Origin of the sequence: Sphaerisporangium aureirubrum, from assembly GCF_042658925.1 — a bacterium.
GTDB classification, from domain to species: Bacteria; Actinomycetota; Actinomycetes; order Streptosporangiales; family Streptosporangiaceae; genus Sphaerisporangium; species Sphaerisporangium aureirubrum.
The window spans coordinates 43848-68525 of the sequence record NZ_JBHSRF010000002.1 but is presented as its reverse complement, the minus strand read 5'-3'; the positions used below and the strand labels follow the sequence as shown (position 1 = coordinate 68525).

The following is a 24678-nucleotide window of genomic DNA, read 5'->3' as shown; positions in this document are numbered from 1 at the left end:
CGCTCAGCTGTAGGAGACCGACTGCAGAGTGCAGTTGGTGACCCACGGGCCGGGGTAGACGGGGGCGGTGTAGCAGCCCCATGCGGCGGTCACGGTGGTGGTTCCCGCGGGGATGCTCGTCCACCCGCCCGTCCAGCCGAAGTCGCCGTACTGATGGCCGCTGCTGCACAGGGCGGAGACCCCCACGGACGTGTCAGTGCTCGGCACCGTCAGGTCGAACTGCCACGCGTGCGTGGCCGGGATCGCGGTCATGGAGCTTCGTGTCACCGACGTACCCGAGGGCGAGGTGACTCCCGAGGCCTCGTACGCGTACCAGTCCCTGGTGTCCCCGTAGTAGTTGTTGTTGGTGCAGTCGATCGTGCCCCGCACCGTGACGGTGGCGGCGGCGGCGGGTTGTTGTGTGGCCACCACGAGCAACGCGCAGCTCGTGACGAGTGCCGAACCGAGCGCCAGTACTCGCCGGACCAATCCATCGGTAACCATGGCGACCCTCTCCTGCGGCTGCGACTCCATTCACAGGGAATCAGGCCACACCCTCCGGCGAGCGTCAACGTGGCCGTTGTTTCGCCGGGCCGAAACGCTCGGCCGGCCATGACGGAAATGAGCGCGCGGCGCGCGGGCCTGGTCTTGTACGCGGAACCGCGGCCGGCGGCGGAATGAAAGATCACGCGGGCGGCGCCGTGCCGCCGCCGGGAACGCCCCGCCAGAGATCTTCTGACGGGGCGTTCCCGGGCCTGCCCGGGGTCGCTCAGACGGTGATGGTCCAGGAGTCGAGGAAGCCGGTGTCGATGAAGTAGTCGTCGGTCACCTGGAGGGTCCAGGTCCCGGAGGCCTGCTGGCTGACCGGGACGGAGTAGGTGCGGGTGCCGTAGGAGGTGCAGGACGAGCCGCCGCTGCTGTCGATGGTGTAGTACGTGCCGTTCGGGCCGCGCAGGCGGATGCGCAGGTCCTCGGCGCAGGTGTGGGAGATGGTCACGCTCACCTGGACGGGGGAGACGGCGCTGCCGGTCGCGGTGGAGGTGACGGGGCTGTTGATGGTGGACAGGTCGTTGATCGTGTAGTTGGTGTCGTTGGTGAAGGTGCGGTTGCCGCCGGTGCCGGTGACCGTCAGGGTCCAGGTCGTGGCGTGGGACGTGGTCTCACCGGTGCCGGTGACGGTGACCGCGTAGGTGCCGGGCGGCGTCGACGCCGAGGTGGAGAGGGTGAGCGTCGAGGAGCCGCCCGAGGTCACCGAGGACGGGCTGAAGGTCGCCGTGGCGCCGCTCGGGACGCCGGACGTCGCGCTGAGGCTCACCGTCTGGGCGGTGCCCGACGTCGTCGTGGTGCTGATCGTGGTCGTGGCCGACTGGCCCGCCTGGGCGGAGCCCGACGCGGGGCTGGCGCCGATCGAGAAGTCCCTGCTGTTGGGGGTGCCCACGGCCTGGGTCCAGATCGCGTACGCCAGGGCGTCGCCCGACCGGTCCAGGTGGGCGTCGCTGATGTTGGCCGTGGTGTCGCACGACCGGTGGTAGCAGGGGTCGTACGCCCGTCCCGCCGTGCCGCCCCACTTGGTGGCCTGGGCCGAGGTCTTGGTGGCGCTGGCGCCGGCCGCGACGCCGGAGGTGGCGATGCCCGCGTTGCGGAAGGAGGCGTCGTCGGAGCGGTTGGCGCCCTCGGTGTTCTCCTCCGGTGCCAGGCCGAGGTTGGTGTAGAACGCGCGCAGGTCGGCGGCGGCCGTGGTGGTGATGTTGTTGATGAAGTAGCCGCCGTTGACGGAGCCGACCATGTCGAAGTTGAGGTACTGCTTGATCTTTGTGCGGTCGGCGGAGCTGAGCGAGCTGACGTAGGCGCGGGAGCCGAGAAGCCCCTGCTCCTCGTCGCTCCACCAGCCGAACCGCACGTGCTTGGTCATCGCCGGGTTCTGCGCGGCCAGGGTCAGCGCGACCTCCAGCAGCATCGACGACCCCGAGCCGTTGTCGTTGATGCCGGGACCGGCCGAGACGCTGTCCAGGTGGGCGCCGGCCATGATGACCTGGTTCTCGTCCCCGCCCGGCCAGTCGGCGATCAGGTTGGGCCCGGCTCCGCTCGTGCACCCCGGCGTGCAGGTCCCGCGCCGGGTGGTGTAGCCGGCGGCCTGCAGTCTCTGCTCGACGTAGGAGACCGACGCGGTGTAGCCGGCGGTGGTCGACCTGCGGGTGCCGCCGTTGGAGTTGGCGATGCTCTGGAGCTGGTTCAGATGGGCCTTGATGTTCGTCAGGCTGACGTCGGGCGGCGCCAGGGCGGTGAGGGATGCGCTCCGGGGCGCGCCGCGGGACGTGTCGTCCCTGGTGCTTCCCGGCGGCTGCGCGATCGCGGGTGTCGCGGACGCGAGCAGGCCCGTCAGGGCCATGGCGACGGTCGCTGCGAGGACGGCTGTGCGCCTCATGCGCGCTTCCTTTCTCGGCATCCCGCGCTTGCGCCCTGTACGCGGGCAGCGCTCAGCGCGCCGTCGCGGGTCGCGGGACGGCGCGATGATGTGGGACTGGGGGGTGTGGAGAAATGAATGCTCACACGCCGGACGGTAGGGCCACCGGACGGCGCCGTATATACGTAGCAACATCCGTAGATGTACCGAAAATCACGATAGGTCCGTGGCCCCCGGGACCCGGCCGGCGAGCCTCGCCGCCATGGCTCCCTCAGTGGGAGGCGGGCTTGACCAGGCCGCAGTCGTAGGACAGCACGACCACCTGGGCACGGCTGTTCAGGCCCAGTTTGGCCATCAGGCGGTTGAGATGGGTCTTGACGGTGCCCTCGCTCACCGACAGCCGCTCGGCGATCTCCTTGTTGGACAGTCCGTGGCCGACCTGGCGCAGCACCTCGGTCTCGCGGGCGGTCAGCGCGTCGAGGGCGGGAGTGGGAGGGCCGGGGGCGGGCGGGGGGACGAAGGCCTCGATCAGGCGTCTGGTCACGGCCGGGGCCAGCAGGACGTCGCCCGACGCGACGGTGTGGATCGCGGCGATCAGGCGCTCGGGAGGGGTGTCCTTGAGCAGGAAGCCGCTGGCGCCGAGGCGCAGTGCGTTGTAGACGTACTCGTCCAGGTCGAACGTGGTCAGGATGAGCACTTTGGGCGGCGGGCCCGTGGCGGCGGACAGGATGCGCTCGGTGGCGGCGATGCCGTTCACGCCGGGCATGCGGATGTCCATGAGGATCACGTCCGGTCCGAGGTCGGCCGCCAGGCGGACGGCCTGCTCGCCGTCGGCGGCCTCGCCCACCACCTCCAGCCCCGAGGCGCGCAGCAACGCGGCCAGGCCGGCCCGGATGAGCACTTGGTCGTCCACGACCAGGACCTTGATCATCTCTCCGCCTCGGGTCAGTCCGGCGACCGTTCGCCCTCCTCGGAAGGGGAGAGCGGGAAGGTCACCAGGACCTCGAATCCGCCGTGCGGGAGAGGGCCGGCGGTGATCGTTCCCCGGTAGAGCCTGACACGTTCGGTCATGCCGATCAACCCGTGCCCGCCGGGACGGGGGATGAGGACCTGGCCCGCGCCGTCGTCGGTGACGCGCAGCGTCAGCGCGTCCGGCGCGTAGGTCAGGCCGATGTCCACGCCGGCGGGGCCGGCGTGCTTGAGGACGTTGGTCAGCGACTCCTGGACGACGCGGTAGGCGCACAGGTCCAGCCCCGGAGGCAGCGGCCGGGCCCGCCCCCGGACGTCCACCCGGACGGCCAGCCCCGCCGCCCGCATCCGCTCGACCAGCGGGTCGAGGCCGCGCAGGCCGGGCATCGTCGAGTAGAGCTCCTCGTCCTCGTCGTTGCCCTCGATGCGAAGGATCGGCAGCAGGCGCCGCATCTCGGTCAGCGCCTCGTGGCTGGTGTCGGCGATGACGCCGAGCGTGGCGTGCGCGGTGGCCGGGTCGGACAGGGCGACGTAACGGCCGAGCCCGGCCTGCACGGAGATGACCGACATGTGGTGGGCGACGACGTCGTGCAGCTCGCGGGCGATGCGCACCCGCTCGCGGGTGACCGCCTGGCGGGCGGCCGCGTCCCGCTCCCTGGCCAGTTGCTCGGCCAGACCGGCCAGTTGCCTGCCGCGCTCGCCCAGCAGCCGCACGCTGGTGCCGCTCCCGACCGCGCAGGCGGCCACGATGACCGACTGGCCGAGGGCCGACCACAGCGCGACGCCGGGCTGGTGCGCCGAGGCGTGCGTCCACTCGGCGACCACCAGCGCCGTCCCGGCCACGCAGGCCGTCCGTGAGCCGTACACGGCCACGGAGTACAGGGCCAGCAGGGGGCCGATGCTGTTGAGCCCCAGGTGGTAGCCCAGCGTGTGGTAGGTCAGCGACGCCCCGGCCGAGACGGCCAGCACGGCGAACGGCGCCCGCCTGCGCAGCGCCAGCGGCGCGTTCACCAGCGCGATCAGCGTCAGCGACAGGGCGTCGGTGGGACGGCCCTTGCCCGGCTCCCACGCCTCCCACAGCCAGGTCCCGGCGACCAGCGCCACGGCCAGCGTGCCGTCGAGCAGCGACGGGTGCGCCGTGGACAGCCGCCGGGCGAGCGAGGCGGGACCCGCAGGCGTCGTCACGCTCACCCCGGAGCCTCGTGGGACCGGGCGGGGCTCATGGGCCGCCCTTCAGGAAGGGGATCTTCGGCTCCACCATGCCCGGCTGCGGCAGCCGTGGCAACAGGCCGGTGCCGTAGGGCACCTGCTGGTACTGCACGTACGCGCGCGGATCGACGTAGGAGCGGCCCACGTGGTTGAAGAACGCCGACGTCGAGTTGGTCGTCACCTCGTACATGCGCATCGTCCGGAGGGCCACGAAGTCCGGCATCTTCCCGCCGCCAATCACGTGGAAGTGCTGGGCCACGTCCGGATGCCTGGCGGCGGCCCGCTCCACCGCCTTGCCGACGTTCGGCCGCCCGAGCCAGCTCTGCCCGGGTTCGCGCGCGGCCCTGATCTCGCCCGGCTTCAGGTACCGGCGTATCTCATCGGGGTTTCTGACGAAGCGGTCGCGGATGTCGTTCACCACACGCTGGAGGGTGTCGAGCGGGTCCTCGCAGCCGACGGAGGTGAGGATCTCGTCGTCGTCGCACATGTCCCCCGCCACCCGCAGCGACCCCGGTGGCCGCGCGCCGCCGCCCTGGGCGTCGGAGACGGGCTGGGGCTCGGACGTCCGCACCTTGACCGGCGCGGAGACGGACGGCTCCGCGACGCCTGGCACGGTCACCGGCATCGCCTCGGGCGGCGCGACGGCGGCGGGGGTGGACGGGTGGACGACCTGGCCGGCGTCGCGCACCGCCCCGTCGCGCATCTGCCACAACGTCCGGGTGGTGTCGTCGACGACGTCGCGCGTGCCCGAGGTGACGGTGGCCGGGTGGCGGATGCCGTCGGATATGTGCTGCCGGGGATCGGCGTACCGGGGCCTGCGCAGACCGTCGTCGATGGTGCGCGCGTTCCTGGTGGCGTCCTGCTCGGCCCGCCGTTTGGCCGCCGCCGTCCTGGCACGGGCCGCGGCGATGGCACGAGCGCGCGCGGCCGCCTCCCGCTCCGCCTGGGTCGGGCCGGAGCCGCCTCCTACGCCTGTCCCACCTGCTCCGCCGCTCCCGCCGCCTGAGCCGCCGCTTCCGCCGCTTCCGCCGTCGAACCAGTCCCCGATCGGGGGCAGCCCGAGGACACCCATACCGCCGGAGTAGTAGTACCAGGTGTAGAGGTCGGCGAATTGCTTGTTGCTGGGGCAGGAGCGCAGCGCCGCCAGCAAACGGGACAGGCAGTCGGAGCCCCCCAGGCTGTGGATGCTGCACGCCGCGTGGCCCGAGGGGTCGGCGCCGTCGAGGGGCCCGCCGCCTGCGTAGGTGTAGCGGTTGGCGCCGGTGGAGGCGGGCACCGGGTCGAGGGTCAGGCCGTCACGGCTGTCGAACGCGCCGGTCTGCGGGTCGTACCAGCGGGCCCCCATGATGACGTGGCCGGTGCCGGGGTCGGTCCATTCTCCCTGGAAGCCGAGGCCGGACCTTGCGCCGCGGCTGGCGGTGAGGCGGCCGAAGGGGTCGTAGGCGGCCGAGTCGTCCAGGCCGGTCAGGGACGTGCCGGGGGCGAAGCCGCCGACCTGGTCGCCGTGCTTGTCGGCGAGGGCCACCCGTCCGGCGGAGCCCTGGCCGTAGGCGAGCGCCTCCTCCGCCGGGCCGCGGGCGTAGCGGAAGGTCCCGTCGCCCACGGGTGCGTCGCCCTGACCGGAGTAGGTCATCCGCGCGCCGTCGCGGGTCGCCGGGCGGTCGAGCCCGTCGTAGGTGTAGGCGGTCGCACCGGCGACGGTCATGCGGTCGAAGGCGTCGAACTCGTAGGCCCGCCGCCCCTGCGGCCCCGACGTGGCGGCCAGGGTGCCTCTCGGCGTGTAGGCGTAGGTCGTCCCGCCGTCGGTGAGCCGCCGGTCGCGCTCGTCGAACGTGGCGGTGGCCCCGTCCGCCCCGGTGCGGTTGCCCGCGGCGTCCCAGGTGTAACGGGTGGTGGTGCCCTCGTGGGTCCAGGAGGTCAGGCGGCCGGCCTGGTCGTAGCCGTAGGCGTCGCTCCCGGCCCCCGCGAAGCCGGTCGTCACCTCGCCGGTGGTGTGGTCCTCCTTGTCGTAGGTGTACGCCGCGGAGGTGACGGTCCTGCCGGCGCCGTCGGTCAGCGTGTCGGAGGCGGCTCTGCCCAGCTCGTCGTAGCCGAAGCGGCGCGTCGCCTGCGTCCCGTAGCCGACGCTCTGCGGACGGCCCGCGGCGTCGTAGGCATAGGTCCTGGTCGTGCCGGTGATGCCGTCGCGGGCCGTCCGCAGCCGCCCGTCGAGGTAGGTGAAGGTGGAGGTGCCGGCCGCGTCGGTCCTGCTCGTGAGCCGCCCGTCGGCGTCGTAGGCCAGGCTCGCCGTGCCGGAGGGGCCCTGCGCGGACAGCAGCAGCCCGCGGTCGTCGTAGCCGTAGACGTCGGCGGCAGTCCCGGACGCGGCCCTGGTCAGGCGGCCGGCGAGGTCGTAGCCGAGGGTGCGCTCGGAGGTGGCGGCGCCGGAGCCGGTCTCCTTGACCAGGCGGTGCGCGGCGTCGAAGACCCGCTGCCGGACGACGCCGCCGGGCGCCGACTCCCTGACGGGGTTCCCGGCGGCGTCGTAGGCGGTGGTCCAGGTGCGGTCGGCCGCGGCGGGATGCGCGGCGGTGGCCGGTTCGATGATCGACTCGGGCAGCCGGAGGCTGTTCGTCGTGTAGATCGTCGCGTTGCCGCGGCCGTTCGTGACGCGGGTGCGGTTGCCGGCGGCGTCGTAACCGAAGCTCGTGGTGATCGACGTGCCGTCGCTCACCGGCTCGGCCTGCTCGACGATCCGCCCCCCGGCGTCGTAGGCGAAGGTGGTGGTGCGGCCGAGCGCGTCGGTCACCCCGGTGAGGTTCCCGGCGGGGTCGTAGGCATAGGCGCGCCCGCGCAGCTCGGTCCCGGCGGCGTCGAGGTCGGTCTCGGCGGCCAGGTGGCCGAGCGGGTGGTACCCGTGCCGGACGGTGCGGCCGAGCCCGTCGCTCTCCCGGACCAGCCGTCCCCGCTGGTCGTAGCCGAACCGGGTGACCACGCCCGCCGGGTCCGTCGTCCTGACGGGCTCGCCGGTGCCGTCGTAGGCGTGCGTCGTGGTCGCGCCGCCAGGTGTGGTCACCGACAGCAGGTCGCCCGCGTCGTCGTACGTGTAGCGCGTGGTGCGGGCGGCGGCCACGGGGTGGCGCTCGACCTCGGTGGTCGTGACGGGACGGGCCAGGTCGTCGTAGGTGCTCTCGGTGCGCGCCCCCGTCGGCCCGATCGCCGAGAGCACCTCGCCGGTGGTGGTGTAGGTGTACCGCCACACCGCCCGCTCGCCGTCGCCGCCGGGCGAGTCCTGCGCCCGCAACCGGCCCAGCCGGTCGTGGTCGTAGCGCGTCGCGTTGCCGAGAGGATCGGTGATCTCCTCGATGTCGCCGGTGGGGTCGTAGCGGACGCCGGTCACGGGGACGATCGGCGTGGCGGAGCCGGGCGGCGTGTAGGAGGGCGACAGGAGCCTGACGGGCTGACCGAGCGGGTCGTACTCGACGCGGTCGACGTTGCCCAGCGCGTCCTTGAGCTCGGTGGCCTCGCCGAACGCGTTGTAGCCGGTCAGCGTCCGCGGCCGGACCGTGGCCGGCGGCCCGCCGTCGCTCTCGGCCCGCACGGGCGGGCCGGTGACGGAGGTCTGCCTGCCCAGCGGGTCGTGGTCGAAGGTGGTGGTGTAGGCGGCCTTGTCCGCCCCGGCGACGTTGCCGCGGGGGTCGGTCGCGGCGGTCATCAGGTCACGCTGGTCGTAGGCGTAGGAGGTGGTCAGCGTGGTGACGCCGTCGGTGACGCTCTCGCTGACCATCCGACCGGCGGCGTCGTAGCCGTAGCCGGTGGTCTCGGGCGCGGCGGGCATGGGCCAGGGGACGTTGGACGGCGAGCCCGAGGAGGACACCTGGGTCACGTTGCCGCCGAGGTCGTACTGGTAGGCGGTGCGGCGCCTCAGCCCGGCGGGGTCCGCGGTGGCCGAGGCGACCCGGCCCATCGCGTCCACCGTGTACTCGGTGACTCTCGCGCCGTCGCCGGTGGTCTCCTTGACGGGGTTGCCGTCGCCGTCGTACTGGATCGACGACAACACGAGGTCGCGCACGGACCCGCCGGGGTCGTGGAAGCCCTTCAGCGTGGTGCTCTTGACGAGGCCGTCGCCGTAGTAGGCCGTCTCGACGCGGCGGCCCATCGCGTCCGTCCGGCTCACCGGCCGCCCGGCGTGGTCGTAGGCGTAGGAGCCCAGGACCAGGGTGCCGCCACCGGAGGCGCCGAGGTCGCCGTCCGCGTCGAGCAGCCGTGCCTCGGCCAGCTGGTTGCGCGCGGTGTAGGCGTACTCGTACCGGGTGCCGGCCGGGTCCACCACGACGGTGGCGTTGCCGAGCAGGTCGTAGCGGTAGGCGGTCTCGCCGCCGAGGGAGTCGGTGGCGCGCTCGACGTGGTTGTGGTCGTCGTAGTCGTAGGAGATCGTCCGCGGCTCCCCGCCGGAGGCGACGTCGGCGGACTGCCAGCGCACCAGGTTGCCGTCCGCGTCGTAGGTGTTGTCCACCCGCCGCCGGGTCGTGGCCCCGGTGACGGCGTTGACCGCCGCCGGGTAGGTGACGCTGGTGAGGTCGGACCGGTCGTCGTAGCCGTAGGAGGTCGTCACACCCGCCGGGACGCTGTCGGAGATCTCGGTCCTGGAGGTGAGGCGGCCGAGCGCGTCGGTGGTGTACTTCGTCACCAGCCCGGACGGCGCGGTGACCTGGGCCAGGTCACCGGTGGAGGTGTAGGCGTAGCGGGTGACGGCGCCGCGCGGGTCGGTCTCGGTCAGCGGCAGGCCGCTCGGCACGGTGCCGCCGCCGGCCGCGCCCTCGGTGCCGTTGGTGTAGGTGTACCTGATCTGGCCGCCGCCGTCGGGGAAGGTCCGCGTCAGCAGGTTGCCCGCGGTGCCGTAGGCGAACGAGGTGCGGTAACGGTTGTCGGCCGGGCCGGAGGAGCGGCCGTCGCGGACCTCGACGGGGCGGTCGCCGCGCGGGTCGGTGGGAACGGTGACCGCGGGATAGGTGTAGTAGGAGGTGTGGCAGTCGTCCGCCGCCCGGCACGTGGTCCGCGTGGTCGGGTTGCCGCGTTTGTCGTAGGTGAAGCGGACCGTGTCCCCGTTCTCGTCGGTGATCGCCGAGGGGTATCCCTGGTCGTCGTAGTCGAAGGTGCGGATGGCCATCCCGTCGAGGTTGTGCCGGATGAAGTCCGGGGCCTCGCCCGGTTCCCCGGGCAGCGTGGTGCAGAAGCCCGGGTCGCCGGGGTCGGGGGCGGTGCACGTGAAGGTGGGCGACGGCGCCGGGGCCGGGGTCACCAGGACGTCGTCGTCGCGGGCGCCGAGGCCGAGGGGGATGCCCTGGCGGACGACGCGCCCGGCCAGGGCGTCGTACTCATACAGGTAGGGCTGGTCGGCCGGGTCCCGCACCTCGACGGCCCGGCGGATGTCGTCGTCGCCGCCGTACACGGCCGGCGGGCCGATCCTCCAGGTGCCGCCGTTGCCGTCGGTGTACTCGGCGACGCGGTCCCGCGCCACGTCGTAGGCGGCCTCGGCGGCGACCTTGCCGCTGGGCAGCGTCACCTTCGCCAGCTGGTCGGCGGCGCGCAGCGCCTCCCGGTAGTGCGCGGCGACCGACTCGGGCCCGAGCGGGTGCAGGTAGAGGGCGACCTCGTCGATGGTCCCGGCGTAGTGGCGCCGGGGGGTCGTGCCCCAGCCGGGCCAGGAGGCCGGTGTGGTGGCGTACGCGGCCCCGGCCTGGCCATACGTCAGGGCCAGGTGGTCGGGGATGCGGCCGGTCAGCGTGCCGGCGACCTTGCCGTCCAGGTAGAGGGTCTGGGTGGAGCCCGACGCCGACAGGACCGCGTGGTGCCATCTGCCGTCGTTGACCGCGGCGGCGCTGGTGATCGGGGAGATCGCGCCGCCACCGGCGAACTGGCCGCGCAGCCTGCCGTCGGTGCCGACGTACAGGATGGGCACTCCGGTCCCGGAGGCGGCGTCGAGCGGCTTGTCCTGGTAGCCGAGCAGGGGGCCGCCGGAGCCGGTCGGCAGATTCTTGAACCACAGCTCGACCGCCGGCTCGTGGCTCCTCTTGATCGCTCCCGGCGGCAGCGTGAGGGAGGAGGAGGTCCCGTTGAACCCCGCCGCCGTGTCGCCGGTGCCGGTGACGGCGCCCGCGGCCGGCAGGGTGACGTCGCGGTAGGTGGCGGCGTCCTTCCCCAGGTTGACCGCGATCTGGCTGGCGGCGCTGCCGCTCTCGTCCTCGCCGAGCCGGTAGTAGGACTCCGGCCCGCTGTCCAGCACGGCGCTGCGGTAGTGGGAACCCGGGGTGTACTCGTAGGTGGTGCACTGCCCGGCCGGCGCGCACGCCTTGGTCAGCAGGTCGCCGTCGTAGGCGTAGGTCCACGTCGGCACCCTGCCCGCGATGGGGCCGGTGCCGACGCCGGTGACGTGGGCGCCGGACCAGGTGAAGGTCAGCGACCGCTCGCCGGGCCGGCTGGTGGCCGTGGCGAGTCTGCCGTCCGCCGCGTTGTAGGTGAGCACGACGGCGTGCCCGTTCGCATCGGTGATCTTGGCCAGGCGGCTGCCGGCGAACTCGTAGGTGGTGCCGGACTTGTCGGTCAGCTTCCCGCCGGCGGAGTCGAACCTGAACGTGGCGTACCTGCCGGGTGGCGGCGCGAACGTGCCGTCGGGGTTCTTCCCGTAGCGCACCTGCCGCCCGTCGGGGTAGCCGATCACCACGTTGCCCGAGCCGTCCTGGTCCTGGGTCAGGCGCATGTCGTAGACCGTCGACCATCCGGCGCCGAAGGCGCCGTCGCGCCGCGGGTCCAGGCTGTTGTACGTGCGGTCCACGTTCAGGGCGGGGCCGGCCGTAAACACCGCGGCGTCCAGGACGTGGGTGCCGACGTTGCCGCTCTGCGGGTCGAACTCGGGGCCGGTGTCCGCGCCGGCCAGGCGTGAGGTGATCTCCGGCTGCGGGACCGACGTCAGCAGGGTCAGGCGGGGGGAGGGCACCTCGCTGCCGGTGTCCTTGACGAAGACCCGCCACACGTAGGTCCTGCCCCACGACAGCCTGCCCGCGGGCACGGCCCAGGCGCGCGTGGCCACGTACCCGGAGTCGAAGCAGCCGGTGGTGCCGCCGGCCGGTGTGCTCTCGCAGACCTCGAACTTGTACGACAGCGCCGACCCCGCCGGGGGGTCCAGGTCGACGGCGGTGGCCCACAGCTGCGGGGTCAGCGCCGGGGCCTGATGGCCGTTGGGCGGATACAGCTCCTGCAGCACGGGCGGGATGTCGATCACTTTCAGGATGAGCCGTGCGGGTGGCACGTTCTCGTCGACGAACACCGGCCCGCCCCTGCGCGCCATGGTGAAGTCGATGGAGTAGGTGCCGGGCCGCAACGCCTTGATCGTCGCCTCCAGCGCGACCTTGGCGCCGCGGGCCACGTTCTGCGTGAGGTTCGCCGAACGCTGCTGGGTGACGAGCTTGCCCTTGCCGGTGTAGACCCGGTAGGCGAGGTAGTAGTCGCCGGGCGTCCAGGTCTGCGCGCCCGTGTTGGTCACCGTGATCTTGATCTTGCCGCTCTGCGCCTGCGTGACCGGCGGCTCGGGCACCGGCCTGGTGATGGCGTAGGAGGCGTTGTACGGGCTGTGCGTCACGATCAGGCGCGGCGGGTTGGCGGTGTCGTGGCCGGTGAACTTCTTGTACCCCTGGCCGTCGGCGGAGGCGTCCCGGACCGACAGGCCGTAGTTGGGCCGGCGGCCGTCCGCCCAGCGCTGGACCAGATCCCTGCCGCCCTTGCCGAGATTGAAGGTGACGGCCTTGGTGGGGCAGTTCGATCTGGTCGCGCCGAAGGCGATGTACCCGTGGGAGAAGGACGAGCGCGCCAGCGCCGGGCCGACGCCGGGCCCCGGATACGACAGCCCGCCGCGCCCGGCCCACTCCTCGGTGACCGGGTGCACGGTCACCGGGCGGGCCCGGCAGGTCGCGGAGTCGTAGTTGACCATCCACAGGTAGGCGGCGAACACCTGGTGGTTCCTGAGCCGGTCGTCGAGCTGCGGGAAGGCCAGGTAGGCGGCCGACCTGCGGCCGACAGTCAGCTCCTGCCCGCCGCCGGTGGAGCCGCCGTCCCCCGCCGACAGGCTGGTGCCCGCCGCGGATATCTCCACGCTCGGGTCCACCATCACGGGGAACACCCGGCCCGGCGCGGCCAGCCAGGCCGGGTCCGCGCTCACCCGCAGCACCGGCCGGCCGCCTTCGGCGCGCAGGCTGTAGGACACCTTGGCGGAGGTCGCGGGCCTGGCCGCCGAGTCGGCCATCGAACCGGCCGGCACCGCCGCCCGCCTGCGGCCCGCCTCGTCGGTGAACACCACCTGGCCGTCCACCGTCGCCGCGGTCAGACCTTTCAGCGCCAGCGGGAAGTCGAAGGAGGCCGGTGCGGACGGCGAGTGGAGCACGACGGTCTCCTTGACCCCGCCCGGCACCACGTCGACGCGCACGTCCGCGTCCCGCCACACCCGCGGGTAGGTGACGCCGCGCGCGCCCGCCTCGCCCGGCGCGGCCTCGCCGTCCCGTACGCCATAGGCCACCTCGTGGCCCGCGTCCAGTGCCAGGCGCACCATGCCCGCCGCCCCGGCCCGCGGCGCCAGGCGGACGTCCACCGCGTCGGCGGTGTTGCGCCATCCGCCGCCGTCCCGCCCGCGCACGGGCGCGAGGCGCGTGTCGATGGGCACCCAGCTCCCGTCGACGCGCCTGTAGTTGATGGGGCTCGCGGAGAACTCACTGGTCAGCGTGCCGTCGGCGTTGGCGGACGTCCGCGAGTACGCGTCCCGCTCCCCGGGCGGCTCCCGGCCGGCCGCGGCGCCGAATCCCGGCGTCGCGTTCCGCGCGGGCGGCGCCGGGACCACCGTCGCGGTGTTCGACGGCACCCGGGCCGTCCCGCCCGGCGCGGTCAGCGGGTAGCGCGCCCGCAGGGTGACCGGTTCCCGCGTGTTGCGTGTGGTCCCCTGTAGATGGGGCAGGCCCGCGGCCGACCCCCAGGCCTGCACGGGGGTCGCGATCGCCGCCGGCGGCGCGGTGCCCGTGACGATCCCGTCCACGCCGGTCACCAGCAGCAGCGCGGCGAGTAGGAACAGGACCGGCCGCGGAAACGCGGCGATCGAGCGGCCGGGCACCGGACGCCCGGAAAGCATTGATTCCTGCAGCGTGACCATGACCTCTCCAGCCTCCGGGGAGGCCGGGCGATCCCCGCCCGGCCCGTCTGACCTGCTGCTACCTGGGCGGCCTGGGGAGCGTGCCGCGGACGAACGTCACCGCGTCCCGGCCGTCTCCCGCGGACCGGGCGGCCGACGACGCCGCGACCTGGTAGACGCGGGTCCGGTTGTCGGCGTCGCGGAACAGGAACGCCCACGTCGGCCCGCCGGCGTTGGTGAAGGCGAAGGCGGTGGGGTCGGTGGCGCTCACGTCCGGATCGAAGGTCACCCGCACCCAGTCGCGCCAGGCGCCCGAACCCTGCACGGTCTCGCCGGTGCTGTAGATGGCGCCGTCCGCGCCGCGCGCGAGTATCTCGGTCTTGCCGCTGACCGGGCTGATCAGTGCCGAGGGCGCACCCGCGGCGGCCAGGCCGGGCACCCGCTCCCAGGCGTCGGGGAAGTCGCCCGCGGCGTCCTGCCGCTTGGTGAGGACCGTCCCGTCGCCGCCGCGGGCGAACAGCCGGATCCTGCTGCCCGGGTACACCACCGCCGACGGCGTCCCGGAGAACCCGGGCTCGCTCAGGCTCGTGCAGCCGGTGACGGCGCCGTTCGCGTACAGCATGGTCCGCAGGGTCCCGGCGGCGTCGGTGACGAACACCCTGATGCCGCCGCCCACCGTGACCACCGCGGGGGTGGCGCCGGCGAACCCGGCGACGCCGAGGCTGATCCACGAGGTGTACGGCCCGGCCGCCGACGTCTGGGGCAGCGCCCACAGCACCCCGCCGGTGTCCACCGCGAACGCGACCGGCCTGCCGTCCTCCAGCCGCCCGATCGCCGCGTGCGAGGTCATCGGGATCTCCACCGGCAGCCACGCCCCCCAGGCGGGCGGGTTCTTCGTGGCCTGCGTGACCGTCCAGACCGGGCCGGTGGCGTTGTGACCGGCGATCTGCAGCCGCCCGTCGGCCTGCTCGCCGAGCGCGGGCGGCCCGGTGTAGGCCTGCGTGCCGGAGATCACCGTCCACTGGACCGAGCCGAAGCTGTCGGGGTCGGTCTGATGGCCGTGCAGCAGCCTGCCGATGTTGTCGGTGTAGGCGTACTCCAGCGTGCCTGCCTGCGCCCCCGGCACCGGGGAGGCCTGCAGGGCGGCCGTGGGGGAGTACGACTCGACCGGTACGGCCGCCGAGGCCGCCGGGACCAGGCGCGACAGCGCCACGGCGGTGCCGGAGGCGGGCTGGCCGTTCGGTGACTCCCCGGCGGCGCCGATGACGGCCTCGGCCCTGCCGTCGCCGTTGAGGTCGCCGAGCGCGGCGGCCGAGCCGAAGTTGTCACCGGCCTCGTTGACGTCGCCCGCGTCGATCTGGGTGATGCGGCGGCCGGTGGCGATGCTGACCGTGGAGCCCGGGGGCCGCGGCCCGCCGCGGAACAGGTAGGCGACGCCGGCACCCGCCGCGCCGTACGCCTTGCCGGGGGCCCCGATCACCAGGTCGGCGTGGCCGTCGTGGTCCGCGTCGCCGGTCGCCAGGGTGCTGCCGAACTTGTCACCCGCGGCGAGCTGCTCGGCGGCCCCGCTCTCCTGGACCCAGAAGGCGGTGCCCAGCTTCGCCGACGCGCCGGGGAAGATGCCGACCGACCCGCTCCTCGGCTCCGAGCCCGGCGCCTCGCCTGGCGTGCCGGCGGCGATGTCGGCGTACCCGTCGTGGTCGAAGTCGCCGAGGGCGAGCGCCGCGCCGAAGTTGTCGTCGGCCTCGTTGCCGCCGCCGTTGCCCTCCTGGGTCACCCCGAAGCCGGCGGCCTTGCCCGAGGCGGCGCCGGGGATGACGTAGACGACGCCGCTGCCCGCCGGGTCCGACCCCGGAGCCTCCGCCGGCGCGCCCACCACGAGGTCGGCATGCGAACTGCCGGTGACGTTGCCGAGCGCGAGCGCCGCGCCGAAGCGGTCGCCGGCCTCGGTGGCGCCGCCCGCGTCCTCCTGCTTGGTGTTCCAGCCGGTGACGACGCCGCCGGAGGACCCCTTGTAGACGTAGACCGCGCCGCCCCGCGTCGTCTCCCCGGGCGGCATCTCGCCCGGCACCCCGATCGCCAGGTCGGCGTAGCCGTCGCCGTTCATGTCACCGGCCGCCAGCGCCGTGCCGAAGGCGTCGCCCGCCTCGTCCCCGCCGCCGCCGGTCGACTGCGTGTACCACTTGCCGCCGGAGAGCCCGCCCGAGCCACCGGTGAAGACGGCGATCGAACCGGCGCCGGCCGCCGACCCGACCACCTCACCCGGCGAGCCGACAGCGAGGTCGGCGTACCCGTCCTTGTTGAAGTCACCCGCCGCCAGCGCGGCGCCGAACCGGTCCCCGGCCTCGACGCCCGCCCCGGCGCCGGCCTGGGTCAGCCGGGCGCCCGGCATGACCAGCCCGTTCGCCGACCCCCTGAACACGGTCACGCTGCCGCCCGCCGCCCCTCCCGTGGTGTCCCCGGGCGCACCCACGGCGACGTCGGCGAACCCGTCCTTGTTGAAGTCGCCGCTCACGGAGGCCGCACCGAACCTGGCCCCGGAGACGGGACCCGCGGGGGTGACCACCCGCCGTGCGTACAGATCGGCGGCGGCACAGGGCGTCGCCGCGCGCGCGGCGGCGGGCACCAGCCCCGTGACCGTCCCCGACGCGACCATCGTGAGGACGCACAACCAACCGGCAGCGCGACAACGGGTCATGAATCCGACCTCCGCCTCGAACGGGACAGGAACCCGAATCGGCACCTGATTCCGGCGAAGGTAGCGAGATCGCGTCGGTCAAGGCGTCAGCCCTACGGTGGAAACCCGCTCCACCGATCCGGGTAGCCGCCGGCCGCCGTGTCAACCAGCGCGGTACACGACCACGCGACGGAGACGGCCGGGTGTGCCTCGGCACCGGTGTGAGCTCACCGGGGGTTCACGCCGGGTACGCGTGGGTCTCGGTGGCCTTGACCGACGCCCACACGTGCTGGCCGGGGGTCAGGTCGAGGTCGGCGACCGCGGCGGGGGTGATGTCGGCGAAGGCGGTGAGCGGGCCGTCGAGGTGGACGCGGACGTTGTCGCCGTGGCGCTCGATGCCCTCGATGCCTGCCTGCCAGACGTTGCGCGGGCTGCCGTCGGGGCGGGAGCGGTAGAGCGCGACGGCCGCAGGTGGGAAGGCCACGAACACCGGGCCCGTCAGGTGTTCCGACGTGTTGAACAGGAGCTTGCCGACCTTGACCTGGGCGCCGTCGGCCTGGCCGCGGTACAGGTTGAGGCCGACCAGGCGGGCGACGTAGTCGGTGCGCGGGCGGCGGGCCACCTCGCCCGGGGTGCCCTCCTGCACGACGGTGCCGTTCTCGATGACGATCAGCCGGTCGGCCAGCACCATCGCGTCCAGCGGGTCGTGGGTGACCAGGACGGTGGCGCCGTCGAAGTCACCGAGGTGGCGGCGCAGCTGGGAGCGGATCTCCAGCCGGGTGTGCGCGTCGAGGGCGGCCAGCGGCTCGTCCATCAGCAGCAGGCGCGGCCGGACGGCCAGCGCCCTGGCCAGCGCGACCCGTTGCGCCTGGCCGCCGGACAACCGCCGGGGCTTGGCGGCGGCGTGACCGGCCAGGCCGACGCGCTCCAGCAGGGCGGCGGCGGCGCGGCGGGCCTCGGCCTTGGAGACGCCCTGGCAGCGCGGCCCGAAGGCGATGTTGTCCAGCGCGGACAGGTGCGGGAAGAGCAGGTAGTCCTGGAACACCATGCCGATCGGGCGCCGCTCGGCGGCCAGGGTGTGCATCGGCAGGCCGTCCAGGGTGATCTGCCCGCCGGTCATGGCCGTCAGCCCGGCCAGGGCCCGCAGCGCGGTGGTCTTGCCCGCGCCGTTCGGGCCGAGCAGCGCGACCACCTCGCCGGGGGCCACCTCCAGGGTGAGGTCCAGCTCGAAGCCGGGCCGGGTGACCAGCAGGCGGGCCCGCAGCGTCATGGCGCGCTCACCCACCGATCCCGCAGGCTGGCCAGGATGACCACCGAGACGGCCAGCAGGACCAGGCTGAGCACGATGGCGGCCTCCGGTTCGGTCTCCAGCGCCAGGTAGACCGCCAGCGGCATCGTCCGCGTGGTGCCCGGGAAGTTGCCCGCGAACGTGATGGTGGCGCCGAACTCGCCCAGCGCCCGCGCCCAGCACAGCACCGCGCCGGCCACCACACCCGGCATGATCAGCGGCAGGGTGACGCGGCGGAAGACGGTCAGGCGCGAGGCGCCGAGCGTCGCGGCGGCCTCCTCGAAGCGCTGGTCGGCGCCGCGCAGCGCGCCCTCGACGCTGATGACCAGGAACGGCATCGCCACGAACGCCTCGGCGACGATCACACCGGCCGTGGTGAAGGGCAGGGTGATCCCGAAGGTCGTGTCCAGCCACTGGCCGGCCAGCCCGCGCCGTCCGAGCACCAGCAGCAGCGCCACACCGCCGACCACCGGGGGGAGCACCAGCGGGACGGTCACCAGGGCCCGCACCACCCGCCGCCCCGGGAAGTCCACCCGCGCGAGCAGCCAGGCGAGCGGCACCCCGAGCACCAGGCACACCGCGGTGGCGACGGTCGCGCACATCAGTGACAGCCGCAGCGCCTCCAGCACGTGCTGCTCGGTCAGCCGCTCCAGCAGCGTCGCCCACGGGGCGCGGACCAGCAGCCCGGCCAGGGGCAGCACAAGGAACGCCAGCCCGAGCAGCGCGGGCAGCACCAGCATCCAGGGCAGGCGGCCGGAGACCTGCCCGGACGACGCCGGACGGCCGGTGAACCCGCTGTGCGGGTCCACCGGTCCGGCGCGCTCGGAAGTGGCCATACGGGTCAGGGCGCCTCGAAGCCGGCCTGGGTCAGCACGTCCTTGCCCTGCTGCGACAGCACCAGGTCCACGAACTGCTTGGCCAGGTCACCGGCCGGGGCCTGGGACAGGGTGGCGATCGGGTAGTCGTTGATCGCCTTGTCGGCCTCGGGGAACTCGATGCCCTTGACCTTGCCCGCCGAGGCGATCACGTCGGTCCTGTAGACCAGGGCCGCGTCCACCTCCCCGAGCTCGACCTTGGTGAGGGTCGCCTTGACGTCTTGCTCCAGCGTGACCGCGGTGACCTTCAGCCCGGCGGCGTCCAGCGCCTTGATCGCGGCGGCCCCGCACGGCACCTGCTCGGCGCACAGCGCCACCTTGACCTTGGGGTCGGCCAGGTCGGAAAGGTCCTCCACCTTGGCGGGATTGTCGGCGGGCACGGCGATCTGCAGCTTGTTGCGCACGAACGTGGCCGGGGCGCCCGCCAGCGAGGCGTCGGTCACCGTCTTCATCGTGGCCGGGCTGGCGGCGGCGAACACGTCGGCCGGCGCGCCCTGGGTGATCTGCTGGGCGAGCGTGGCGCTGGAGCCGAAGTTGAACCTCACCGTGGTGCCCGGGTGCGCGGCCTCGAAGGTCTTGCCGAGCTCGGTGAACGTGCCGGTCAGCGACGCGGCGGCGAAGACCGTCAGTTCCTTGGCCACGGCGCTCGCGGACGCCGGGGCGGACTCCGGAGGGGAGGCGGAGGCGACCGGGTCGCCGGAGCCGCACCCCGACAGCCCGAGGACGAGCGCGACGGGCAGGGCGACGGCCCACCGGGACAAACGGCTGAACACCAAGGGAGGCTCCTCACTGGCTACTGGCCACGCGTTCGTGGCCGGGGATCTCCACGACGACGTTGGTGGACTTGATCACGGCGACCGCCACCACCCCCGCCGCCAGGCCGAGTTCGTCGGCGGCCTGACGGCTCATCAGCGAAACCACCCGGAACGGCCCGGCGGCGATCTCGACCTGCGCCATCACCGCGTCCCGGATCACCTCGGTCACGATCCCGCGGAAGCGATTGCGCGCCGAGGAACGGCCGCCGTCGACCGTCTCGACCTGAGCCCGGGCGAAGGCGGCCAGCTCGGCACCGTCGACCTGCCGGTGCCCGTGCTCGTCCCGTTCGGCGGCCAGCCGCCCGGCGTCCACCCAACGGCGGACGGTGTCGGAGCTGACCCCGAGCAACGCGGCGGCCTCACTGATCCGGAACGTCGTCACAAGCCATCACCCTATCTTTCGCATATTCCAGCCTGAATACCCGACTATCCCGGCAAGAGCGGAGTATCAGCCGCATATGCCCTTGCATCCACAAGCTTGCGCGTGGCTGTCCGAGGAGGATTCCCAGGAAGACCAGTGTCAGGCCTGCGATCTGCTGGGGGGCCAAGGGCTCGTGGGCGAGGGTGGTGCCGAGGAGGACACCGGTTATCGGGTTGAGCAGGCCGATCAAGCCCACGGTGCCGGTGGGGAGGTGTTTGAGGCCGGTGAACCAGGCGGCGAAGGCCAGGGCGGTCGCGATGATCGTGATGTAGGTGAAGCCGAGCAGGGCGGGGAGGGACAGGGCGGGGGGTGGGCCCTCCAGTGCCACCGCCAGGGGGATCAGGGTGGCTCCGCCGGCGATCAGTTGCCAGGAGGTCAGGGAGAAGAGGTCGATGTCCGTGCCCCATTTCTTGGCCAGTACGTAGCCGAGGGAGGACATGGCCATGGCGGCGACGGAGGCGAGCACGCCGGTGGGGTTCACGGCGCTCGTGCCGTCCAGGAGCAGGAGGCAGACGCCGGCGATGCCGATGACGGCTCCGGCCATGTGGGCGGTCTGCGGGCGGGTGGACAGGGCCGCCCAGGCCAGGAGCATCATGACGATCGGGGAGGTGGCCATGATCGTGGACGCGATGCTCGTGGGGAGTGTCTGGGCCGCCAGGTAGACCAGGGCGAAGAACGCGCCCATGTTGAGGGTGCCGAGGACCAGGGATTTCCACCACCAGGAGCCGTGGGGGCGCTTTCTGCTGACCAGGAGGAGCAGGAGGCCCGCGGGCAGGGCGCGGATCGCGGCGCCGTACAGGGGATGGTCGGGGGGCAGGTACCGATGGGTGATGAAGTAGGTGGTGCCCCAGGCCACGGGGGCGACCGCGGTGACGGCGGCCCAGCGGAAACTAGCTTCCATGGAAGATATAATACCTTCCGTGGAAGCTATAATGGCGGGGTGAGTGAGCATCTCGACCGGGTGGCCCGGATTCAGCAGGCGTGGGCCCGTGAGCGGCCCGACGTGGATGTCGCGCCGCAAGGGGTGATCGGCCGGCTTCACCGCGTCGCCGATCACCTGACCGAGCAGCTCTGTGTGGTGTATCGGCGCTACGGCCTGGGGGAGGGCGAGTTCGATGTGCTCGCCACGCTGCGCAGGGCCGGGGAGCCGTTCGAGCGGGCGCCGGGGGAGCTCGCCGCGCACACCATGGTCACCACGGGAGCCATGACCAAGCGCGTCGACCGGCTGGAGCGTGCGGGGCTGGTCACGCGCCGGCCCGGTGCGAGCGACGGGCGGGCGCGTGTCGTCGCGCTCACCGACGCCGGGAGGGAGCTGATCGACGAGGCGTTCACCGAGCACATGCGCAACGAACGACGGCTCCTCGACCTCCTGACACCGGACGAGGCCGCGCGGCTGGAATCGCTTCTCGCCACCTGGCTCGCCTGCTTCGAGGCGCCGCACCAGGGGGAGGACCGGGCGGCGCGGCCGTCCGGCGAGCGGTGATCACCTGAGGGACCGGCGCCAGGCCACCGCGGGGGCCGGCTTTATTCGGGTACGGCCATCTCGCCGAGGAGGGACCAGTCGTCCTGCGGGAGCGTCGCGTTCACGATGCGGGGCGTCTCGGCGAGGTGGGGCGGGATGGTCTGCTGGGCCTTCCTGAAGTGGTCCGACTGGACGTGGGCCGCGCCCGCGTCGCCGTCGCGGAAGGCCTCCACCAGGACGTACTCGGCCGGGTCGTCGATGCTGCGGGACCAGTCGAACCACAGGCAGCCGGGTTCGGCGCGGGTCGCCCGGGTGAACTCGGCGGTGATCTCGGGCCACTGGTCGGCGGACTGCGGGAGGACGCGGAACTTCGCGGTAATGAAGATCACTGGCATCTCTTTCAAGGGCGGGAACGATCAGAGGCTTCATACGATGCCATGGCCGGTTCGCGCCCGGTGACGTCCGCCTGCCGGAACGGCGGTCAGGCGAGGTTCAGCTGCCAGGAGACGCCGAAGCGGTCGTTGGTCCAGCCGAAGCGCTTGCTGAAGCCGTAGGAGCCCAGGGGCATCAGCGGGCGGCCGCCCTCGGAGAGGGCCGCGTACAGGCGGTCGATCTCTTCCTCGGTGTCGCATTCGACGAACAGGGAGATCGACGGGGTAAAGGTGAAGGCGTGCGAGACGTCGCTGTCGATGGCCATGTAGCGCTGACCCGCCAGGGTGAAGACGGCGTGCTGGACGGTTCCCTCCGCGCCGGGGTCGTCGGGGCCGTGGCGGACGAGGCTGACGATCTCGGCGTCGTCGAACAGGGAGGTGTAGAACGTCAGCGCCTCCTCGGCGGCGCCTTCGAACATCAGGAATGTGGTGATCTTTTGGGACATGGGTGGACTCCCGTCCGGGGATCGGTGCCGCATATTATGGCCCGCGCATTCGAACAGGTTGCGAACACGGCAAATCTATCGGAGACCAGCGCGTGAGCAAGGTTCTGTACGTCATCGTCTGCGCGGCCGGGGCCGCGGCGGAGGTCGGCGAGCTCGTCGCGCCGGCCCAGGAGGCGGGGTGGGTCGTCCAGATCGTCGCCACGCCGTCCGCGCTCGGCTTCATCGACGTCCCCGCCCTGGAGGAGCTGACGGGGCGGCCCGTCCGCAGCCGTTACCGCAGGCCGACGGAGCCGAAACCGCCCAGGCCGGACGCCATCATCGTGGCCCCCGCCACCTTCAACACCATCAACAAGTTCGCCCAGGGCATCGCCGACACCTACGCACTCGGGCTGCTCGCCGAGGCCCCGGGGCTCGGCATACCCGTCGTCGTGCTGCCCTTCGTGAACAGCGCCCTCGCCGGCCGGATCCCCTTCCGCCGCAGCGTCGACGTGCTGCGTGCCGAGGGTGTCCACGTCCTGCTCGAACCCCACGCCCCGGGCTCCGGACCCGGCGGCCACCCCTGGCGTCTCGCCCTGGCCACCCTCGGCGCGCCCTAGGCCTGAGCGGGGCCCGGCGGTATTCTCCCGGCGGTCACGAAGATCCATGAAGCGAAGGAAACCGTCATGCTCAAAGGTGTCGACCCCGTTCTGACGCCCGAAATGCTGTACGCGTTGAGCTCGATGGGCCACGGGGACGAGGTCGTCGTGGCCGACGCCCACTTCCCGGCCGAGAAGATCGCGCGGCGGACCACGCACGGCAAGCTGCTCCGCGCCGAGGGCGGCGGCAGCCCCCGGGTGGTCCGGGCGATCCTGTCCGTGCTGGAGCTCGACGCCTACATCGAGCACCCGGCCGAGCGGATGATGGTCGACGGCGAACCCGACACCCTGCCGCAGGTGCAGCGCGAGGCCGCGGACGAGCTGAGCCGGGCCACCGGCAGGACCTTCACCCCGGTCGCGCGGGGCGAGTTCTACGAGCGCGCGAAGGACGCCTTCTGCGTCGTCGTCACCGCCGAGACGCGCGGCTGGGGCTGCTTCATCCTCACGAAGGGCGTGCTCGTCACCCCGGACGAGCCGGCGTCCGCGGGAGGTTCGACCGTCGGCGAGTGGACGCCGTAGGGATCAGGCGCCCGGCTGGCCGTCGGACGGCACCGGGAGCCGCTCGTCCCCGGGTGGCACGACACTCGCCAGGATGTGCGCCGCGACGGCTTCCGCGTCCTTGACCTGGGCCGGGAGAGCGGGGACGGCGCTCGGGCGGGTGACGGTGAAGCCGAGTTTCCCGCTCTTCCTGACGAATACGGATACTGTGGCGAGCAGGCCGACCTTGCCGTGAACCTCCATATAGGGAGGCAGGTGTACGCGGGGGCCGAACTTCCGCGGCAGGACCAGCCGGACGCGTTCCACGATGAGGCAGCGGAGCCTGGCGCCGGTCAGGGTGCGCTGGAGGACGGTCAGGGCTTCCAGATGGGCTCGGGCACGGCGGTCGCCGATGTCCTCGAACGAGATCATGGCATGGCCTCCCGGCCCCCGCGGGCGAGCGATCGCGAGGGTTTCGCGGGGTAAACCCTTTCGGGGGAAATGTGCTGGAGTCCGCGCATGTACCAAGGATTTCCAACCCGGTGGGACCTTTACATGTCCTGACCCTGTCCCAGCGCTGAATTATCACTGAACCGCGGTGCGTCCCACGCTCCGGCCATGTGCGAGACTTACAGGTATGGCGGAACTCAACGGCTCGCCGGTCGCCCCTGAGGCTTTGCAGGCGCTAGGGCTGCTCAACTACGGTCACTTCACCTCGATTAGGGTCGACGACCAAGCCGTACGCGGACTATCTCATCATTTAGACAGGCTCGTCCATGACTGCCGGATATTGTTTGACGTAGAGCTGGACAGGGACATGGTCCGGCATTTCATCCGAAATGCCGTCAAAGGCGAGCAAGGGTCCTTCGTCGTGCGGGTGACCCTGTTCGACCCCTCGATGGAACTGGGCCAGCCGAGCGCGTCCCGCACCCCGAGCGTGCTGGTGACGATCAGGCCGGCCGGGCGCCTGCCCGCCACCCCGATGCGGGTGCGGACGGCGAGTTACAGTCGTGACCTGCCCGAGGTCAAGCACGTCGGCCTGTTCGGCGCGGTGCTGGACCGCAGGAACGCGCAGCTCAGCGGTTTCGACGACGCGCTGTTCGTGGACGACGCCTGCTTCGTCTCCGAGGGGACGACGTGGAATGTCGGGTTCTTCGACGGGGAGCGGGTCGTATGGCCGAGCGCGCCGGTATTGGCGGGCGTGACCATGAGGCTGCTCAAACAGGTTCACGAGCAGACAGTCACGATACCGGTCAACATGAAGGATGTTCCATATATGCAGGCCGCTTTCGCCACCAATACCACCATAGGCGTGCGGCCCATCACGGCCATCAATGACCTGGAGCTTCCCGACGATCACCCGATCTTCTGCACCCTGCAGAAGGAATACGAGGAGATTCCCGCCGAGCGACTCTAGCCTGATCGAGGAATTCGAACGC

The 24678-nt window shown here is 72.5% G+C and carries 18 protein-coding genes; 4 read left to right on the top strand and 14 right to left on the bottom strand.

The genetic code is table 11. From position 1 onward, the window contains the following. Positions 1-3: 3 nt before the first annotated feature. From ACFP1K_RS01770 to ACFP1K_RS01720, 11 genes are all read right to left on the bottom strand, one after another. Positions 4-483: a hypothetical protein gene (locus ACFP1K_RS01770; protein ID WP_380746350.1), complete on the bottom strand. Its 480-nt coding sequence runs from the start codon at positions 481-483 to the stop codon at positions 4-6. A gap of 265 nt (positions 484-748) precedes the next feature. After that, positions 749-2404 (bottom strand): M28 family peptidase, encoded by a 1656-nt coding sequence (locus ACFP1K_RS01765; RefSeq protein WP_380746349.1) that lies wholly within the window; start codon positions 2402-2404, stop codon positions 749-751. Positions 2405-2654: 250 nt separating this feature from the next. Then, on the bottom strand, positions 2655-3314 hold the full coding sequence (locus ACFP1K_RS01760; RefSeq protein WP_380746348.1) for a response regulator: 660 nt from the start codon (positions 3312-3314) through the stop codon (positions 2655-2657). 14 nt (positions 3315-3328) lie between these two features. Then, positions 3329-4537, bottom strand: a complete 1209-nt coding sequence (locus ACFP1K_RS01755) for a sensor histidine kinase (protein ID WP_380746346.1) — start codon at positions 4535-4537, stop codon at positions 3329-3331. Between the two features lie 34 nt (positions 4538-4571). Further along, entirely contained in the window at positions 4572-13733 is a 9162-nt protein-coding gene (locus ACFP1K_RS01750) for an RHS repeat-associated core domain-containing protein (protein ID WP_380746344.1), read from the bottom strand. Between the two features lie 58 nt (positions 13734-13791). Further along, positions 13792-16410 carry a hypothetical protein gene (locus tag ACFP1K_RS01745; protein WP_380746342.1) on the bottom strand — a complete coding sequence of 873 codons (2619 nt, stop codon included), beginning with the start codon at positions 16408-16410 and terminating at the stop codon, positions 13792-13794. Between the two features lie 217 nt (positions 16411-16627). Then, complete coding sequence (locus ACFP1K_RS01740; protein ID WP_380746722.1) at positions 16628-17659, bottom strand: ABC transporter ATP-binding protein; 1032 nt, start codon at positions 17657-17659, stop codon at positions 16628-16630. After that, a complete protein-coding gene (locus tag ACFP1K_RS01735; RefSeq protein ID WP_380746720.1) occupies positions 17656-18417 on the bottom strand; it encodes an ABC transporter permease in 762 nt (253 codons plus the stop codon). Before ACFP1K_RS01735 ends, ACFP1K_RS01740 begins: the two co-directional genes overlap by 4 nt. A 101-nt stretch (positions 18418-18518) precedes the next feature. Then, positions 18519-19328 carry a molybdate ABC transporter substrate-binding protein gene (gene modA, locus ACFP1K_RS01730; RefSeq protein ID WP_380746340.1) on the bottom strand — a complete coding sequence of 270 codons (810 nt, stop codon included), beginning with the start codon at positions 19326-19328 and terminating at the stop codon, positions 18519-18521. 10 nt (positions 19329-19338) lie between these two features. After that, positions 19339-19749, bottom strand: a complete 411-nt coding sequence (locus ACFP1K_RS01725) for a TOBE domain-containing protein (protein ID WP_380746338.1) — start codon at positions 19747-19749, stop codon at positions 19339-19341. After that, a complete protein-coding gene (locus tag ACFP1K_RS01720) occupies positions 19727-20689 on the bottom strand; it encodes a DMT family transporter (RefSeq protein WP_380746336.1) in 963 nt (320 codons plus the stop codon). Before ACFP1K_RS01720 ends, ACFP1K_RS01725 begins: the two co-directional genes overlap by 23 nt. Before the next feature lie 39 nt (positions 20690-20728). Here ACFP1K_RS01720 and ACFP1K_RS01715 point away from each other — a divergent pair, with 39 nt between their 5' ends. Continuing rightward, the gene (locus ACFP1K_RS01715) at positions 20729-21271 is read left to right on the top strand and encodes a MarR family winged helix-turn-helix transcriptional regulator (RefSeq protein WP_380746334.1); all 543 of its coding nucleotides are present in this window, start codon (positions 20729-20731) and stop codon (positions 21269-21271) included. A gap of 41 nt (positions 21272-21312) precedes the next feature. Here the strand turns inward: ACFP1K_RS01715 and ACFP1K_RS01710 are convergent, their stop codons facing one another. Then, on the bottom strand, positions 21313-21645 hold the full coding sequence (locus ACFP1K_RS01710; protein WP_380746718.1) for a putative quinol monooxygenase: 333 nt from the start codon (positions 21643-21645) through the stop codon (positions 21313-21315). 86 nt (positions 21646-21731) lie between these two features. Beyond that, the gene (locus ACFP1K_RS01705; protein WP_380746332.1) at positions 21732-22127 is read right to left on the bottom strand and encodes a VOC family protein; all 396 of its coding nucleotides are present in this window, start codon (positions 22125-22127) and stop codon (positions 21732-21734) included. Positions 22128-22219: 92 nt separating this feature from the next. On the opposite strand from ACFP1K_RS01705, the gene ACFP1K_RS01700 reads away from it, so the two are divergent. Both ACFP1K_RS01700 and ACFP1K_RS01695 read left to right on the top strand, forming a co-directional pair. Further along, positions 22220-22723 (top strand): flavoprotein, encoded by a 504-nt coding sequence (locus ACFP1K_RS01700; protein WP_380746330.1) that lies wholly within the window; start codon positions 22220-22222, stop codon positions 22721-22723. Positions 22724-22789: 66 nt separating this feature from the next. Continuing rightward, complete coding sequence (locus ACFP1K_RS01695; RefSeq protein WP_380746328.1) at positions 22790-23281, top strand: RbsD/FucU family protein; 492 nt, start codon at positions 22790-22792, stop codon at positions 23279-23281. Positions 23282-23284: 3 nt separating this feature from the next. Here the strand turns inward: ACFP1K_RS01695 and ACFP1K_RS01690 are convergent, their stop codons facing one another. Next, positions 23285-23671, bottom strand: coding sequence for a hypothetical protein (locus tag ACFP1K_RS01690; protein ID WP_380746326.1), 387 nt, complete (start codon positions 23669-23671; stop codon positions 23285-23287). Between the two features lie 205 nt (positions 23672-23876). Here ACFP1K_RS01690 and ACFP1K_RS01685 point away from each other — a divergent pair, with 205 nt between their 5' ends. Next, the gene (locus ACFP1K_RS01685; RefSeq protein WP_380746324.1) at positions 23877-24656 is read left to right on the top strand and encodes an aminotransferase class IV family protein; all 780 of its coding nucleotides are present in this window, start codon (positions 23877-23879) and stop codon (positions 24654-24656) included. Positions 24657-24678 lie beyond the last annotated feature (22 nt).